Origin of the sequence: Kribbella sp. NPDC050124, from assembly GCF_044460355.1 — a bacterium.
In the GTDB taxonomy this organism is placed as follows: domain Bacteria; phylum Actinomycetota; class Actinomycetes; order Propionibacteriales; family Kribbellaceae; genus Kribbella.
In genome coordinates this window covers 439,046-452,539 of the sequence record NZ_JBITJU010000001.1, presented here as the reverse complement: position 1 = coordinate 452,539, position 13,494 = coordinate 439,046, and the positions used below count along the sequence as shown (strand labels likewise).

Genomic DNA, 13,494 nt, shown 5'->3' with positions numbered 1-13,494 from the left:
TGAAGGCTGTTTAGGATTCGGGCATGGGTGTGATGGTGCGGGTTGGGGAGCAGGACGGTTATCTGGCGCGGGTGGGGCGGGCTGGGATGTTGTTGCTGCCGATGATCACGGGGATCGGGGAGCAGGTCCGGGAGTGGGCGGACGAGCTGGCCGGTGAGGGGATCACGGCGCTGGTGTGGGATCCGTTCAAGGGGCGGAGTACGGACAACTCGACGCGCGAGGAGCTCGGCGCCCTGCTGAGCGAGATGGACGACGACAAGGCGCTCGCCGAGCAGACCGAGCTGCTGGATTACCTGACCGGTGAGCTCGGGTGCAGCAAGGTCGGCGTGATCGGCTGGTGCCTCGGTGGGCGGTTCGCGTTCTTGCTCGCGGCCAGGGACCACCGGGTGACCAACGTCGTCGCCTTCCACCCGACGGTCCCGTCGAAGCGCCCACCACACCACGCGTACGACGCCATCGCCGAAGCCGGCGCGATCACCGCCCCGGTCCTGGTCAGCTACCCGAGCGCCGACGCCGCCGTACCCAACGCCGACTTCGAAGCCCTCCAAACCATCCTCCAGGCCCGCCCGACCGGCGCAACCTTCACCCAGTACTTCCCATCCGCCGACCACGGCTTCTCCGACAAGTCCCGCCACGACAAACCCGTCAACGCCGACGCCTTCCACCTGGCCTGGCCCCAGGCCTTGGCGTTCATGAGAACCACAACCCACTAGGCAGGCTCCGGTTCGTCAGGCTTCTGGCCGCGACCTATTGAGAAGAAATCTTTGCATAGGTATCTTCTCATCATGGCCGACTTCCAGCCGCGAGTGCTGTCCGACATCGACGCGCTCAAAGCGCTCGCGCATCCGCTCCGTCAGCAGCTCCTGACCTGGCTCCAGCGCCACGGGTCGGCGACATCCGCCGACCTGGCTGCCGAGTTCGACGAGGACCGCGGCGCGACCAGCTACCACCTGCGACAACTGGCCCGCTTCGGATTCATCGAGGAGGACACCGAGCGCTCCGCCGGGCGCCGCAGGTACTGGCGCGCCATCCCGCAGGACGTCCGCCTGCCACGCCGCTCGCCGGATCCCGAGATCGCCCTCGCCGCCGATGAGATCGGTAGGCAGTGGATGGAGCGCGCCGATCGCGAGCTGACCGCTTACCTGGCCGACAGACCGGCGTACGGCGACTTTGCCGCCGCTGCCATGCACTCCTTCGGAGTCACGACGCTCACCGCGCAGGAGCTGACGCAGTTCGGCGAGGAGTACATCGCATTCCTGAACCGCTGGCACCGCGATCCCAGTCAGGCGGCGCCCGGGAGCCGGCACATCTCGGTGGTATTCCACGCCTTTCCGACCCCGGACAGCGGGGACGCGCAGTGACTACCTCGCCGATGCAGGAGGCCGTCGTACGGCCGTCGTTGTGGCGCAACCGTGAGTTCGTGGCGTTGTGGAGTGGCCAGGTCGTCTCGACACTGGGCGCCTCGATCAGTGGTACGGCGATGCCGTTGCTGGTGCTCGCGACGACGGGTTCGCCCTCCGACGCCGGACTCGTCGGCGCCGCCGGCACGCTGCCGTTCCTGATCGCCAACCTGCCCGCCGGGACGCTGGTGGATCGGTGGAACCGGCGCAGGATCTTGCTGGTCAGCGAGCTCGTCGCGGGGCTGGCGGTCGCCACCGTCCCGATCGCATTGTGGTTAGGCGAACTGACGATTGTGCACCTGGCCGTGGTCGCTTTCGTGCAGGGACTGTGCTTCGTCTTCTTCGGCCTGGCCGAGCGGGCGGCGCTCCCGAAGATCGTTCCGGTCGCGCTGCTGTCGACCGCGGTGGCGCACAACGAAGCCAGGAGTCGCGGTGCCGCGCTCGCCGGTCCGCCGCTGGGTGGCGTGCTCTTCGGCCTGGACCGGGCCGTTCCGTTCGTCGCCGATTCGGTCTCGTACGTCGTGGCCGCCTTCGGGTTGCTGTTCATCAGAAGGAACCTGCAGAACGACGACAAGCCGCCGCCGGAATCGCTCTGGAAATCCACCGTCGAGGGTCTGCGCTGGGTCTGGCGTTACCCACTCATCCGTGCGGCGATCCTGTTGATTGCCATGAGCAACTTGGTGTTCCAGGCGCTGATGCTGGTGATCGTCGTCCTTGCCCAGCGACAGGGTGCCACCTCCGCCGGGATCGGCGTGATGCTCGGTGTCTACAGCGCAGGCGGTCTGGTCGGTGCGCTCGCGGCGACCAAGCTGCACCGCCGGTTCCAGCCCAAGACCGTCATCATCGGGGTCAATTGGGTGTGGGCCGCACTGCTGCCGCTGTTCGCTGTCGCGCCGAGCCCGGTGCTGATCGGAGTCGTCGGAGCCGCGTGCGCGTTCATCGGACCGTTGTGGAACGTCGTGATCATCACCTACGCAACCGTCCTGGTCCCCAACGAGTTGCTGGGCCGCGTCACCAGCGCCGCCATGACCCTGTCCTGGGGAGTCATGCCCCTGGCCTCCCTCGGCGCAGGCTTCCTCCTCACCGCAGTGGGCCCGGTCAGCTCAATACTGGTCCTCGCAGCCCTGATGCTGGTCACCGCCCTAGCCGCCACCGCCAGCCCCTCCGTCCGCCACGCCCCACCCCTCCCGTCCGACCAGCCGGCCGACGAACCAGGTTAGGCAGCAGTGGCGGTTCGGCGGTGGGCTGTGGGGGTGGTGCCTCGGACTCGTTTGAAGGCGACGCTGAGGGCGAAGGCGTTGGCGTAGCCGACTTGGCGGGCGATGGATTCGACGGTGTCGCGGGTGGCGCGGAGGAGGTCGGCGGCGAGGGTGATGCGCCAGCCGGTGAGGTAGGTCATCGGCGCCTCGCCGACGAGGGCGGTGAAGCGGCGGGCCAGGCTGGCGCGGGAGACGCCGACGCGGTCGGCGAGCTCGGTCACGCTCCACGGATACGCCGGATCCTCATGGATCAGGCGCAACGCAAGCCCAGCCACCGGGTCGCTCTGCGCCTGGTACCACCCCGGCGCATGCGACTCCGGCCGAGCGAACCACGCCCGTAGCGTGGTGATCAACGCCAGGTCGAGCCACCGATCCAGCACGCTCTGCTGACCGGGCTCGTCCCGCTGGATCTCCGCCAGCGCGATGTCCATCACCGACCCCGCGACCTCAGCAGCCGGTACGACGAGCACCGACGGCAGCGCCCCCAGCAGCCGACGACTCACGTCTCCGGCCAGCTGATAGGAGCCACTGACAACCATCGCCTCGCCCTCGACTCGCCCGCCGTAGGTGCGCACCCCGAGCCGGGCACTGTAGTCGACAGGTGCCCCAGGCAACGGTTCGCACCGGCCGCCCGGGTGGATCCGCAACTGCGGCGCGGTCTCCAGCACATCACCCACGATGTACGGCGCCGTCCCGGTGAACACGGCCATGTCGCCCTGCTCCATCCGCACCGGCTCGATGCCGTCCCGCCGTACCCAGGCCGAACCGCGGACCAGCGTGGCCAGTGACAGCGCGGCCTCGTCGCGGATGTCGAGCGCCCAGGGCGGATCCATGATCGTCAGGTTGAACACGCCACCGCGCGCCCGGGTCCCGGCCAGCAGATCGTCGAGAACGTCCATGCGACCACAGTACGCCCATCTGAGCGTCTCGAACATCGAATTGCGCCGAACAACCATGGTTTGTCTCACCGGATCACGATGAACTTGAGCCATGACAACGACACCGATTCTGATCCTGAGTGGTAAAGGCAAGACCGGCCGCCGCGTCGTCGAGCAGCTCGAGGCGCACAACGTCCCCTACCGGCTGGCCTCGCGGTCAAGTGCGCAGCGCTTCGACTGGTACGACGACACCACGTGGTCCGCGACGATCGCCGGAGCCGAGACGGCGTACCTGGCGCCTCCGGTCGGGCCGACCGGGCTCGCCCAGGCCGGCCGGTTCATCAAGCAGGCCGCCAACGAAGGCCTGCGCCGGGTCGTGCTGCTGTCCGGGCGCGGTGTGGGCAGCCCGGGGCGCGACTTCGCGGTGTACGACGGATCGGTCGCACTCGAACACGCGGTCAAGGACAGCGGCGCCGACTGGAGGATCATTCAGCCGGCCTGGTTCGCGCAGGGGTTCAGCGAGGACTTCCTCCGCTACCACGTGCTCGCCGATGAGATCCGGGTGTCGGCGGGGACCGGCGGCGAGGCCTGGATCGACACCAACGACGTCGGCGACGTGATGACCGCCGTACTGCTGGACGATGCCTACACCGGCGCCACCTTCGCCATCTCCGGACCGCGCCACCTGAACATGGCCGACGTCGCCGCCGAGCTGTCCAACGCGACCGGCCGCCAGATCCAGTACGTCGACCTCGAGCCGCAGGACCACGTCACCGAACTGGTTGAGCAGGGTCTCGACCAAGAGGACGCCGAGGCCGTGCGCGACCTGTTCGCCGTGATCCGCAACCACCGGTCCGAGTACGTCTCGGACGGCGTCCAGCAGGTCCTCGGCCGCGCCCCGCGCGACTTCGCCGACTGGGCTCGCGAGACGGCGAAGACCGGAATCTGGCAGCAGTAGTAGAGCAGGCACCACCCAAGGTAGGGAGTGCGCCGGATGGGGAGCGGCGAGTGGCCGCGACAGGGTTGAAGCACCCACCAAGGAGGCTTCGATGAAGAGAGTTACGGCCGCTGTCGCCCTGCTCGCCGCAGTGGCGCTGCCCGCATCCACAGCGACCGCCGCGCCACCGACGAACCCGATCCCTGCTTTGACCCGAGCAGCCCACCCCCTGATCAGCACCGAACCGTCGAGCAACGCCTGGGACCTTCGCCCACTGACCCGGATGGTCGGTACGGCGAAGGTCGTCGGCGTCGGCGAGGCCACGCACAACTCGCACGAGTTCTTCACGCTCAAGCACCGCATCTTCCGGACCCTGGTCGAGCAGAAGGGCTTCACCGCGTTCGTCCTGGAGGCGAGCTGGAGCACCGGCCTCGAGCTCGACCGGTACGTCGTCAGCGGCGTCGGCGACCCCCGCGAGATCATGCGCCGCGAGTTCCAGGGCGCGTACGGATTCTGGAACGTCCAGGAGTACCTCGACCTGATCGAGTGGATGCGCGCCTACAACCGCACCCACGCCCGCAAGCTCCGGTTCGTCGGCGACGACGTCGGCTACGCGAGCCCAGCCCTGATCGACCGCGTCGCCGCGAAGGACCCACAGCTCACCCGCCTGTACGCCGGCATCCGTTCGACCGCCGAGTACAACGACTGGAGTACGACGTACTTCGCCAAGCCCCTGTCCGAGCGCCAGGCCCTCGAAGCATCGGCTCGCGAAGCCCTCGCCATCGTCCAGCAGACCAAGGACCGGTGGGCGATCCAGCACGCGCGGGCGATCTGGCAGACCACCAAGCTGTATTCCTTCGACGTCGAGAGCCCGACGGAGTTGCCCAAGGCAATGTTGTTCCGCGACGAGGCGATGGCCGACAACACCGCCTGGTGGACCAGGGCGACCGGTGACAAGGCGGTCCTGTCCGCGCACAACGGGCACGTCGGCTACGACTCGTCGATGCCGTCGCAGTACCCGAAGATCCAGGGCGCCTTCCTGCGTGAGCAACTCGGCAAGGACTACGTCAACGTCGGCCTCAGCTTCGACAGCGGCTCGTTCAACGCCAACGACACGGAGGATCCACAGGGACGGCTGCGCACCTTCACCATCCCGTCCGCACCGCCCGGCAACAACGAGTACACCCTCGACAAGGTCCCGTACCGTGATTACCTGGTCGACCTGCGGACCCTGCCGAAGCAGACCGAGGACTGGCTGAACGTCGCCCGCCCGACCCGCGACATCGGCACCGCCTACCCGTGGCCCGACCTTCCGGTGAAGCTCGGCACGACGTACGACGTCCTCATCCACCTGCACCGCGTCACCGCGGCACGTCTCCGGTAACGGACCGCCAGCACTCACCAACGAGCGTCAGAAGGGCGACCGCACGCTCAGCCGCCCGCCTCCGAGGCGATTGATGAGTGCTGGCGGTCCGCATCGCCCCGCGCCCACCTGGATGCGGGGCGACGCGTCCGTCAGCGGTGGCTGTGCTGCAGCTTGACGTACTCGGAGTGCGTCATCTCCTGGAGCTCGGAGGCCGCGGTCTTGGCCTGGAAGCTCGCACCCTGGCCGACGGCGCCGCCGCCGAAGACGATGTTCGCCCAGTTGTTCTGCGCGGTCAGCGTCGTGTTGGCGTTGTCGTCGTTGATGTCCGCGGCGGTGGTGTCGGTGGCGTCACCGTCGCAGTTCCAGTCGATCGGGCTGCTGGCCGCGCCGGACGTCGTCCGGGTGCTGCCGTTCGGGCACTTCCACTTGGTCTTCCACGCCGACGCCGAGCTGCCGAGGCCGACGGACTCCTGCAGGCTGTTCTCGTTCAGCGCCGCTGGGGCGACGTTCGAGTAGCCCCAGTACAGCGTGCCGTTGGACCGCAGCACGCCGCCGAGCTGGAAGAAGTAGTTCATCACGCTCAGGTAGTTGGGCTTGTAGTTCCCGTGGTCGGTGCCGCCGTGCCGCAGGCCCAGGTTGTGCCCGAGCTCGTGGATGAAGGTGCCGACCTCCTGGTCGTCGGTGCCGGCCCAGCCGCACTTCGGCCCGACGGTGACGATGAACGTGTCGTTCGGGATCGCGAACGCCTGGCCGCTGCTGCAGCCGTTGTCGTAGCTGTCGGCCCACAACATGTAGTGGAAGACCGCACGGCGCGCGCTGGCGAGGTTCGCGTTCTTGATCGCGGTGGTCTGCGATCCGGACGGCTGCAGGTTGTTGTCGTACGGGACCTGGTTGCCGCCACCGAGGTTGTACGCCGCCCCGCCCGCGGCGCCCGCGTCGAGATGGATCTTGATCCCGGTGGTGCCGTCGGGGTTGCTGACCGGCGCGGACGCGAAGACCTGGACGATCCGGTCCAAGCCGGCGGTGCTGGTCAGCCGGCCGGACATGTAGTCCATCTCGACGAACAGGTCCTTCTTGGTCGGCGACGCACCCATCGCGGGCAGGTTGACGTCGATGGTGCCGTCACCGTTGGCGTCGTACCCGTTGGTCTCCCAGGTGTCGGGCAACGAGTCGCCGTCGGTGTCGGTCGCCAGCACTACCGCAGCCAGGGCGGTGGCTGGGGCTTCGTCGGGGGACGACGGAACGGCCGCCACCGCGCTCGTTGTGGTGAGCGCGGCGACGGCCATGGATCCGAGCATGGATCCGAGCATGCTGAACAGGGCGGGGCGGGGCCTCATCAGATCTCCTAGTGGGCGGTGGGTGATCTGTCCGCCACCGTAAGTGATCCGCCTCGCTTTGCGCGGCTCAGCAGAGTCACTGGCCCAAATGGGTCAGTCAGTTGGCCGAGCGGAGCATGGCCCGGATGCCGACGGTCAGGCCGAGTACGGCGGTGACGATCGCGGCGGCCCAGCCCCACAGGACCGCGCTGGAGAACACATCACCGGAGAACAGCGTCCGCTCGGCGTCGACGACGTACGACAGCGGGTTGAACTTCGCCGCGACCTTCATCCAGCCCGGCCCGGTCTCCAGCGGGAGCAGCATCCCGGACAGGATCATCAGCGGGAACAGGAAGGTCTGCTGCACCACCCAGAACATCCAGTCCTGCTTGCGGACCGCGATCGCCAGCGCGTAGCTGAACGCGCCGAGCCCGACCCCGAACGCCGCGAGCAGCGCCAGGCCGACGACCGCGCCGCCCAGGTGCAGGTCGAACGCGAACGGCGTCATCACCGCGATCACCACGACCGCCTGCCCGAACAGCGGCACCATCTCCTTCAGCGCCCGGCCGACCAGCAGCGACGACCGCGACAGCGGGGTGACCAGCATCCGCTCGTGCGCACCGGTCTGGAACTCGAACAGCAGGTTCGCGCCGGTGGTCGACGTACCGAACAGCGTCGTCATCACCAGGATCGAGGGGACGAACCACTGCCAGACGCCGTCGCCGAAGGCGCCGCCCATCGAGCCGGACAGCAACGGCCCGAACAGGGCGAGGAACACCAGCGGCTGGATCATCCCGAACAGCAGCGAGAACGGATCCCGCAGCACCGGCTTCAACTCCCGCGTCATCACGATCCGGATGTCGCGGAACAGGTTCCGCCGCGGCTGCTCCGCGACCTGGATCGCCGGGGTCGAAAGCGTCAGGGTGGTCATGTCAGGCTGCCTTTCCGTTGGTGTCGGCCTCGCGGAGGCTGCGGCCGGTGAGGTTGAGGAACACGTCGTCGAGGGTCGGGCGATGCACCTGCGCCGCCGCGACCGGTACGCCGTTCTGCTGGGCCGCCGTGATCAGTTCCGGCAGCGCCGCCGGCCCGTCCGCGACCCGGACGCTGAGCTCGTCGCCGACGGCAACGACTTCCTGGGCTCCCGGCAACTTCTTCGCCAGCTCGGCGAGCCGCGCGAGGTGGCCCGGCGCGGCCGTGACGGCCAGTCGGTCCCCGGCCAGCTTGGACTTCAGCGCCTCGGCGGTGTCGTCCGCGATCACCTGGCCGTGGTCCACCACGACGACCCGCTCGGCCATCGAGTCCGCCTCGTCCAGGTAGTGCGTGGTGAGCACGATCGTCATCGCGTACTGCTCGCGCATCCGCAGGATGTGGTCCCACAGGTTGGCCCGGTTCTGCGGGTCGAGACCGGTCGACGGCTCATCCAGGAACAGCAGCTTCGGCGCGTGCACGAGACCCATCGCGACGTCCAGCCGGCGCCGCTGGCCGCCGGACAGCTCGGACACCTTGCGGCGGGCCAGGTCGGTCAACTCGAGCGCCTCCAGCAGCTCGCCGGTACGGCGCTTGGCCGCCTGCCGGTCGAGTCCGTAGATGACGCCCTGGCCGACCAGTTCGTCACCCGCCCGCTGGTTGTGGCCGGCGCCGTTGCCCTGGCCGACGTACCCGATCCGGCGGCGGACCTGGCTGGGGTTCGCGGTCACGTCGTACCCGGCGACTGTCGCCGTACCGGACGTCGGCGCGATCAGGGTGGTGAGCATCCGCAGGGTGGTCGTCTTGCCGGCGCCGTTCGGGCCGAGGACGGCGACCAGCTCGCCGGGTTCGACGTCGAGGCTGATGCCGCGGACGGCGTGCACGGTCTCGGTGCGGCTCACCGCGAAGTCCCGGGTGAGCTCTCGGGTGCTGATCACGGATGTCTCCTTTGCTGAGGTTGGTGAGCACGACTTTTCCAGCAGTAGAGGACAGGTTCTGGCCTGTACTCGTGGCAATCTGAAGTCATGTCCGAAACCTCGGCTCGACTCCTCTCGCTGCTGTCCCTGCTGCAGGCGCGCCGCGACTGGCCGGGTGCGCTGCTGGCCGAACGACTCGAGGTCAGCCCGCGTACCGTCCGCCGCGACGTCGACCGGCTGCGCGACCTGGGCTACCCGGTGCGCGCGACCAAGGGACCGGACGGCGGCTACCGCCTCGACGCGGGCGCGGATCTGCCGCCGCTGCTGTTCGACGACGACCAGGCGATCGCGGTCGCGGTCGCCCTGCAGACTGCGACGACCACGGTCACCGGGATCGAGGAGGGCGCGCTGCGTGCGCTGGCCACGGTCCGTCAGGTGATGCCGGCCCGGCTGCGCCAGCGGGTCGACGCGCTCCAGGTCACGACGGTCGACCGGTACGCCGGTTCGCGCCGTACGAAGGTGGACTCGGATCACCTGATCGCGATCGGGATGGCGTTGCGGGCTCGGGAGGTACTGCGGTTCGACTACGCGTCACCGCGGGCGTCGAACGACGACGAGTGGCTGCCGCCGCGGAAGGTGGAGCCGCATCACCTGGTGACGTGGGGCGGGCGGTGGTACCTGGTCGGCTGGGACCTGGATCGCAAGGACTGGCGGACATTCCGGGTGGACCGGATGACGCCGAAGACGCCGACCGGTCCGCGGTTCACCCCGCGTGAGTTGCCGGCGCCCGACGTGGCGACGTACATCTCGAACCAGTTCAAGACGCGGGACCAGTGGCCGTGTCGCGGTGAGGCGATCCTGCAGGCGAAGGCGTCCGACATCGCCCAGTGGGCCGGCCGCGACGCGGTCGTCGAGGAGATCACCGCGACCAGTTGCCGCCTGATCCTCAACGGCTGGTCCTGGACCGGCCTCGCCGCCAACTACGGCATGTTCGAGTGCGACCTCGAGTTCATCGGCCCGCAGGAGCTCAAGGACGCCGCCGCCCACCTCGCCCAGCGCTATACGGCGGCCGCCTCATGAGCACAGAACTCGTGCTCGCCGACGCGAACGCCTGGCACGAATGGCTCACCGAGCATCACGAGGTGAACGACGGGATCTGGCTGGTCCTCGCCAAGAAGAACGTGACTACGCCGACGAGCCTCAGCTACGACCAGGCCCTCGACGAAGCGCTCTGCCACGGTTGGATCGACGGCCAGCGGAAGGCACGCGACGAGCACACGTTCAAGCAGCGGTTCACGCCCCGACGGGCCCGCAGCCTGTGGTCGAAACGGAACGTGACGATCGTCGAGCGGTTGGAGCGAGCGGGCCGGATGGTTGCCGCCGGCCGCGACCAGGTCGAGCGCGCGAAGGCCGACGGTCGCTGGGAGCGGGCGTACGTCGGCTCCAGCGAGCTCCAGGTTCCGGCAGACCTGGCCGAGGCGCTTGCGGCCGCACCACGTGCGCGGGCGATGTTCGACATCCTGACCAGCTCCAACCGGTTCGCGGTCGTGTACCGGGTCACCTCGCCGAAGCGGGCGGAGACCAGGGCGCGGCGGATCGCGCAGGTCGTCGAGCAGCTCCAGCGAGGCGAGACGATCTATCCGCAGAAGCGGACGCTGTGATCAGTACAGCAAGGGGTTGAGGGGGGAGGAGACCTGCTCGCCGGGTTGGTTGCCGGGCATCCAGGTGGCCAGGTCGGCTTCCTGGTACTTGTTGGCGGGCGGGGCGATCTCCATCGCGGCGTCGACGTAGATGATCGTCATCACGCGGCGCGGAATCTCGGTGGTGTTCGGCGGCGCGTGGTGGAAGGTCCAGCCGAGGTGGTAGCTGACCTCGCCGAGCTCGTACGGCTCGGAGACCTCGGTGAAGTCCTGCTCGGCCAGCGCCTCTTGCAGGACGCGCTCCGACTCGTCGCTGATCGGCAGGTCCCGGCCGTGCTCAAAGACGTGACTGCCCGCCGCGAACGACAGCGGGCCCATCTCCATCGGCGTCTCCTGCAGCGGCACCCACACCGTCACGCACCGGTCGGACGTGAACGGCCAGTAGTACTGGTCGGCGTGCCACGGGGTGACCCCGCCGCCGGACTCCTTGTACAGCGCCTGGTCGTGGTACAGCCGGACCGACTGCACGCCCAGCAGTTGCGCCGCGATCCGCGCCAGTCGCGGTGAGGAAACGAACTCCAGCACCTGCTCGCTGTCCTGCCACAGGTTCATCACCTGCAGGAACGCCTTCCCGTAGGTGTCGCGCTCCTCCAGCGGCAGGTGCTGGGTGTTCAGCTCGATCACCTTGCCGGTGATCTCCGGCTCGTACGCCGCGATGGTCTCGGCGCTGAGCACGTTCTTCAGCTTGACGAAGCCGTGCTCGGCGAAGTGCGCGATGGCGGACCGGCTGAGGGTGTAGTCGGTCACAAGCTCTGGGCGGGTCAGAGTCATAGGACCATAGGGTTCCGGTACGCTTTATCGATGTAAAGATCAGTGATCAAATCTTTGCCCGAATCAGAGAACCGGTGCAGCTCAGCGTGCGAACCGGTTCAGCGCAGCGAGGACCAATTCGTTCGTCCGGCGTCCGCCGGCCCCGTGCCCTTCCTGGTCGACCAGGTGCAACTCGGCGTCCGGCCAGGCTTGGGCCATCAGCCAGGCGATGTCCGGCGGACCGCTGATGTCGAGCTTCCCGTGGATCAGCACGCCCGGGATGCCGGCCAGCTTGCCCGCCTCCCGCACCAGCACCCCTTCCTCCAGCCATGCGGCGTTGCTCCAGTAGTGCGTGACCAGCCGGGCGAACCGCATCCGGAAGACCGGATCCTCGAACGCGGTGTCCGGCTTCCAGTCCGGGTGGGTCCGGACGTGCGTGTCCTCCCAGTCGCACCAGTCCCGCGCCGCCTTCTCCCGGACGGCGGGATCGGGGTCGTGCAGCAGGCGGCTGTAAGCGAGCGCCAGGTTCCCGTCCCGCTGGTCCTCCGGTACGCCGTCCCGGAACCGGGCCCACTCCTCGGGAAAGATCCGGCCCATGTCCCGGGTGACCCACTCGACCTCCCGCCGGGTCGTGTTGGTGACGCTGAACAGCACGATCTCCGAGACCGAGTCAGGGTGCTGCTCGGCGTACGCGAGCCCGAGGGTCGCGCCGTGGGAAGCGCCCAGCAGCAGCCACTTCCCGATCCCGAGTCGGACCCGGAGTTGCTCGAAGTCCGCGATCAGGTGGGCGGTCGTGTTGGTGCTCAGGTCCACGTCCGGCTCGGCGGCGTCCGGCGTACTGCGGCCGCAGTTCCGCTGGTCGACCAGCACCACCTTGTACGCCGACGGGTCGAAGTACCGCCGCCACGAGGAACCGGCCCCGGAGCCTGGTCCGCCATGGATCACCAGCGCCGGCTTGCCGTCCGGGTTGCCGCAGACCTCCCAGTAGACGCGGTGGCCGTCGCCGACGTCGAGCAGGCCGTGGTCGTACGGATCGATCTCGGGATACATGCCCCGATCAGAGCACGCCGGTGTAGGTCAGCGCGAACGTCCCGCAGGGAAAGAGGAACAGCGAGGCGAGCACGATGATCCCCTTGAACGACTGCCCCGGCCCGATCAGCCGCCGGTACGCCACGATCAGCACCGGCACCATCACCACCTCCAGCACCAGCATGCTGCGCGGGATGATCGTGTCCGTCGCGGCCAGTACGACGGACAGCGCCGCCGCAGCGATCCAGGCGCCGTACCCGATCCGGTACGTCGTCCGCGCGCCGAAGCGGACCGCGATCGTCTGGTACCCGGCGGCCCGGTCGGCGTCGAGGTCGGCGAGCGTCGTCGGCAGGTACAGGCCGACCGCGGCCAACGTGCCCTGCAGTCCCATCAGCCACGGGAAGCCGCTCAGGTCGGGGTTCATGGCCGCCCAACCGGCCAGCGGCCCGAAGGCGCCGAGCGCCAGCGCGTTGACCGCGACGTCGAAGCCGGCCCGGGTCTTCAGCCGGACCGGTGGCACGCTGTAGGCGTAGCCGAGGAGGACTGCGAGCAGGACACCGAGCGCGAACACGATCCCGACGTGCAGGCTGATCCCGACCGCGGCGACCGCTGCTGCGAATGCCAGCCGCTTCACCGCGCGCAGCGTGATCCGGCCGTCGAGCAGTGGGGACTTCGACTTCCGCGGGTTCAGCCGGTCGCTCGGGAGGTCGTAGGCGTCGTTGATCGCGAGCACCGCGAGCCACACCAGCGGGCCCATCACGACCGCGCCGACGATCAGCCGCGGCCAGTCCTCGAGCGGCGGGACGAGCCGCCGGGTGGCGAGCAGGATGCCGACGTAGTACGGCACGATCGACACGACCCAGAACGCCGGCCGGCCGACGGCGAGCACATCCCGGACCCGCGGAGCCGCGGACCGAACCCCCAGCGTCGTGGTCACATGACCACTCTGGTCCCGCAGACCCGGCCCGGTCCTCCT

14 protein-coding genes are annotated in these 13,494 nt (G+C 68.7%); 7 read left to right on the top strand and 7 right to left on the bottom strand.

All coding sequences use genetic code 11. From position 1 onward, the window contains the following. The first annotated feature begins 23 nt into the window (after window positions 1–23). The 3 genes from ACIBL3_RS02320 to ACIBL3_RS02310 all read left to right on the top strand — a co-directional run bounded on the left by ACIBL3_RS02320 (window position 24) and on the right by ACIBL3_RS02310 (window position 2,620). Entirely contained in the window at window positions 24–713 is a 690-nt protein-coding gene (locus tag ACIBL3_RS02320; RefSeq protein ID WP_396351345.1) for a dienelactone hydrolase family protein, read from the top strand. Between the two features lie 72 nt (window positions 714–785). Continuing rightward, complete coding sequence (locus ACIBL3_RS02315) at window positions 786–1,361, top strand: ArsR/SmtB family transcription factor (protein ID WP_396351344.1); 576 nt, start codon at window positions 786–788, stop codon at window positions 1,359–1,361. Further along, entirely contained in the window at window positions 1,358–2,620 is a 1,263-nt protein-coding gene (locus tag ACIBL3_RS02310) for an MFS transporter (protein WP_396351343.1), read from the top strand. The genes ACIBL3_RS02315 and ACIBL3_RS02310 overlap by 4 nt, the downstream gene beginning before the upstream one ends. Here ACIBL3_RS02310 and ACIBL3_RS02305 read toward each other — a convergent pair. Further along, window positions 2,617–3,558 (bottom strand): AraC family transcriptional regulator, encoded by a 942-nt coding sequence (locus tag ACIBL3_RS02305; protein ID WP_396351342.1) that lies wholly within the window; start codon window positions 3,556–3,558, stop codon window positions 2,617–2,619. The genes ACIBL3_RS02310 and ACIBL3_RS02305 overlap by 4 nt on opposite strands. Before the next feature lie 91 nt (window positions 3,559–3,649). Between ACIBL3_RS02305 and ACIBL3_RS02300 the strand changes: the two genes are divergently transcribed. Together ACIBL3_RS02300 and ACIBL3_RS02295 are read left to right on the top strand one after the other, a co-directional pair. Further along, window positions 3,650–4,495, top strand: coding sequence for an NAD(P)H-binding protein (locus ACIBL3_RS02300; RefSeq protein ID WP_396351341.1), 846 nt, complete (start codon window positions 3,650–3,652; stop codon window positions 4,493–4,495). A gap of 91 nt (window positions 4,496–4,586) precedes the next feature. After that, complete coding sequence (locus ACIBL3_RS02295; RefSeq protein ID WP_396351340.1) at window positions 4,587–5,858, top strand: erythromycin esterase family protein; 1,272 nt, start codon at window positions 4,587–4,589, stop codon at window positions 5,856–5,858. A 131-nt stretch (window positions 5,859–5,989) separates the two neighbouring features. On the opposite strand, the gene ACIBL3_RS02290 is transcribed toward ACIBL3_RS02295, so the two are convergent. The 3 genes from ACIBL3_RS02290 to ACIBL3_RS02280 all read right to left on the bottom strand — a co-directional run bounded on the left by ACIBL3_RS02290 (window position 5,990) and on the right by ACIBL3_RS02280 (window position 9,060). Continuing rightward, on the bottom strand, window positions 5,990–7,177 hold the full coding sequence (locus tag ACIBL3_RS02290) for a hypothetical protein (protein WP_396351339.1): 1,188 nt from the start codon (window positions 7,175–7,177) through the stop codon (window positions 5,990–5,992). Between the two features lie 97 nt (window positions 7,178–7,274). Further along, window positions 7,275–8,087, bottom strand: a complete 813-nt coding sequence (locus tag ACIBL3_RS02285; protein WP_396351338.1) for an ABC transporter permease — start codon at window positions 8,085–8,087, stop codon at window positions 7,275–7,277. A 1-nt stretch (window position 8,088) separates the two neighbouring features. After that, window positions 8,089–9,060, bottom strand: coding sequence for an ATP-binding cassette domain-containing protein (locus tag ACIBL3_RS02280; protein WP_396351337.1), 972 nt, complete (start codon window positions 9,058–9,060; stop codon window positions 8,089–8,091). 87 nt (window positions 9,061–9,147) lie between these two features. On the opposite strand from ACIBL3_RS02280, the gene ACIBL3_RS02275 reads away from it, so the two are divergent. Beyond that, complete coding sequence (locus tag ACIBL3_RS02275) at window positions 9,148–10,119, top strand: helix-turn-helix transcriptional regulator (protein ID WP_396351336.1); 972 nt, start codon at window positions 9,148–9,150, stop codon at window positions 10,117–10,119. Further along, window positions 10,116–10,700, top strand: a complete 585-nt coding sequence (locus ACIBL3_RS02270; protein WP_396351335.1) for a YdeI family protein — start codon at window positions 10,116–10,118, stop codon at window positions 10,698–10,700. Before ACIBL3_RS02275 ends, ACIBL3_RS02270 begins: the two co-directional genes overlap by 4 nt. Here ACIBL3_RS02270 and ACIBL3_RS02265 read toward each other — a convergent pair whose 3' ends face one another. The 3 genes from ACIBL3_RS02265 to ACIBL3_RS02255 form a co-directional block, all read right to left on the bottom strand. Next, entirely contained in the window at window positions 10,701–11,510 is an 810-nt protein-coding gene (locus tag ACIBL3_RS02265; protein WP_396351334.1) for a phytanoyl-CoA dioxygenase family protein, read from the bottom strand. 81 nt (window positions 11,511–11,591) lie between these two features. After that, the gene (gene pip, locus ACIBL3_RS02260; RefSeq protein WP_396351333.1) at window positions 11,592–12,539 is read right to left on the bottom strand and encodes a prolyl aminopeptidase; all 948 of its coding nucleotides are present in this window, start codon (window positions 12,537–12,539) and stop codon (window positions 11,592–11,594) included. A 7-nt stretch (window positions 12,540–12,546) separates the two neighbouring features. Continuing rightward, window positions 12,547–13,455, bottom strand: a complete 909-nt coding sequence (locus ACIBL3_RS02255; RefSeq protein ID WP_396351332.1) for a UbiA prenyltransferase family protein — start codon at window positions 13,453–13,455, stop codon at window positions 12,547–12,549. Window positions 13,456–13,494 lie beyond the last annotated feature (39 nt).

Bases quoted from the DNA above. Each gene is read 5' to 3' on its own strand.
- ACIBL3_RS02275 (WP_396351336.1), top strand. From the start codon at position 9,148: ATGTCCGAAACCTCGGCTCGACTCCTCTCGCTGCTGTCCCTGCTGCAG.
- ACIBL3_RS02285 (WP_396351338.1), bottom strand. From the start codon at position 8,087: ATGACCACCCTGACGCTTTCGACCCCGGCGATCCAGGTCGCGGAGCAG.
- ACIBL3_RS02315 (WP_396351344.1), top strand. From the start codon at position 786: ATGGCCGACTTCCAGCCGCGAGTGCTGTCCGACATCGACGCGCTCAAA.
- ACIBL3_RS02270 (WP_396351335.1), top strand. From the start codon at position 10,116: ATGAGCACAGAACTCGTGCTCGCCGACGCGAACGCCTGGCACGAATGG.
- ACIBL3_RS02290 (WP_396351339.1), bottom strand. From the start codon at position 7,177: ATGAGGCCCCGCCCCGCCCTGTTCAGCATGCTCGGATCCATGCTCGGA.
- pip (WP_396351333.1), bottom strand. From the start codon at position 12,539: ATGTATCCCGAGATCGATCCGTACGACCACGGCCTGCTCGACGTCGGC.
- ACIBL3_RS02295 (WP_396351340.1), top strand. From the start codon at position 4,587: ATGAAGAGAGTTACGGCCGCTGTCGCCCTGCTCGCCGCAGTGGCGCTG.
- ACIBL3_RS02305 (WP_396351342.1), bottom strand. From the start codon at position 3,558: ATGGACGTTCTCGACGATCTGCTGGCCGGGACCCGGGCGCGCGGTGGC.
- ACIBL3_RS02265 (WP_396351334.1), bottom strand. From the start codon at position 11,510: ATGACTCTGACCCGCCCAGAGCTTGTGACCGACTACACCCTCAGCCGG.
- ACIBL3_RS02300 (WP_396351341.1), top strand. From the start codon at position 3,650: ATGACAACGACACCGATTCTGATCCTGAGTGGTAAAGGCAAGACCGGC.
- ACIBL3_RS02320 (WP_396351345.1), top strand. From the start codon at position 24: ATGGGTGTGATGGTGCGGGTTGGGGAGCAGGACGGTTATCTGGCGCGG.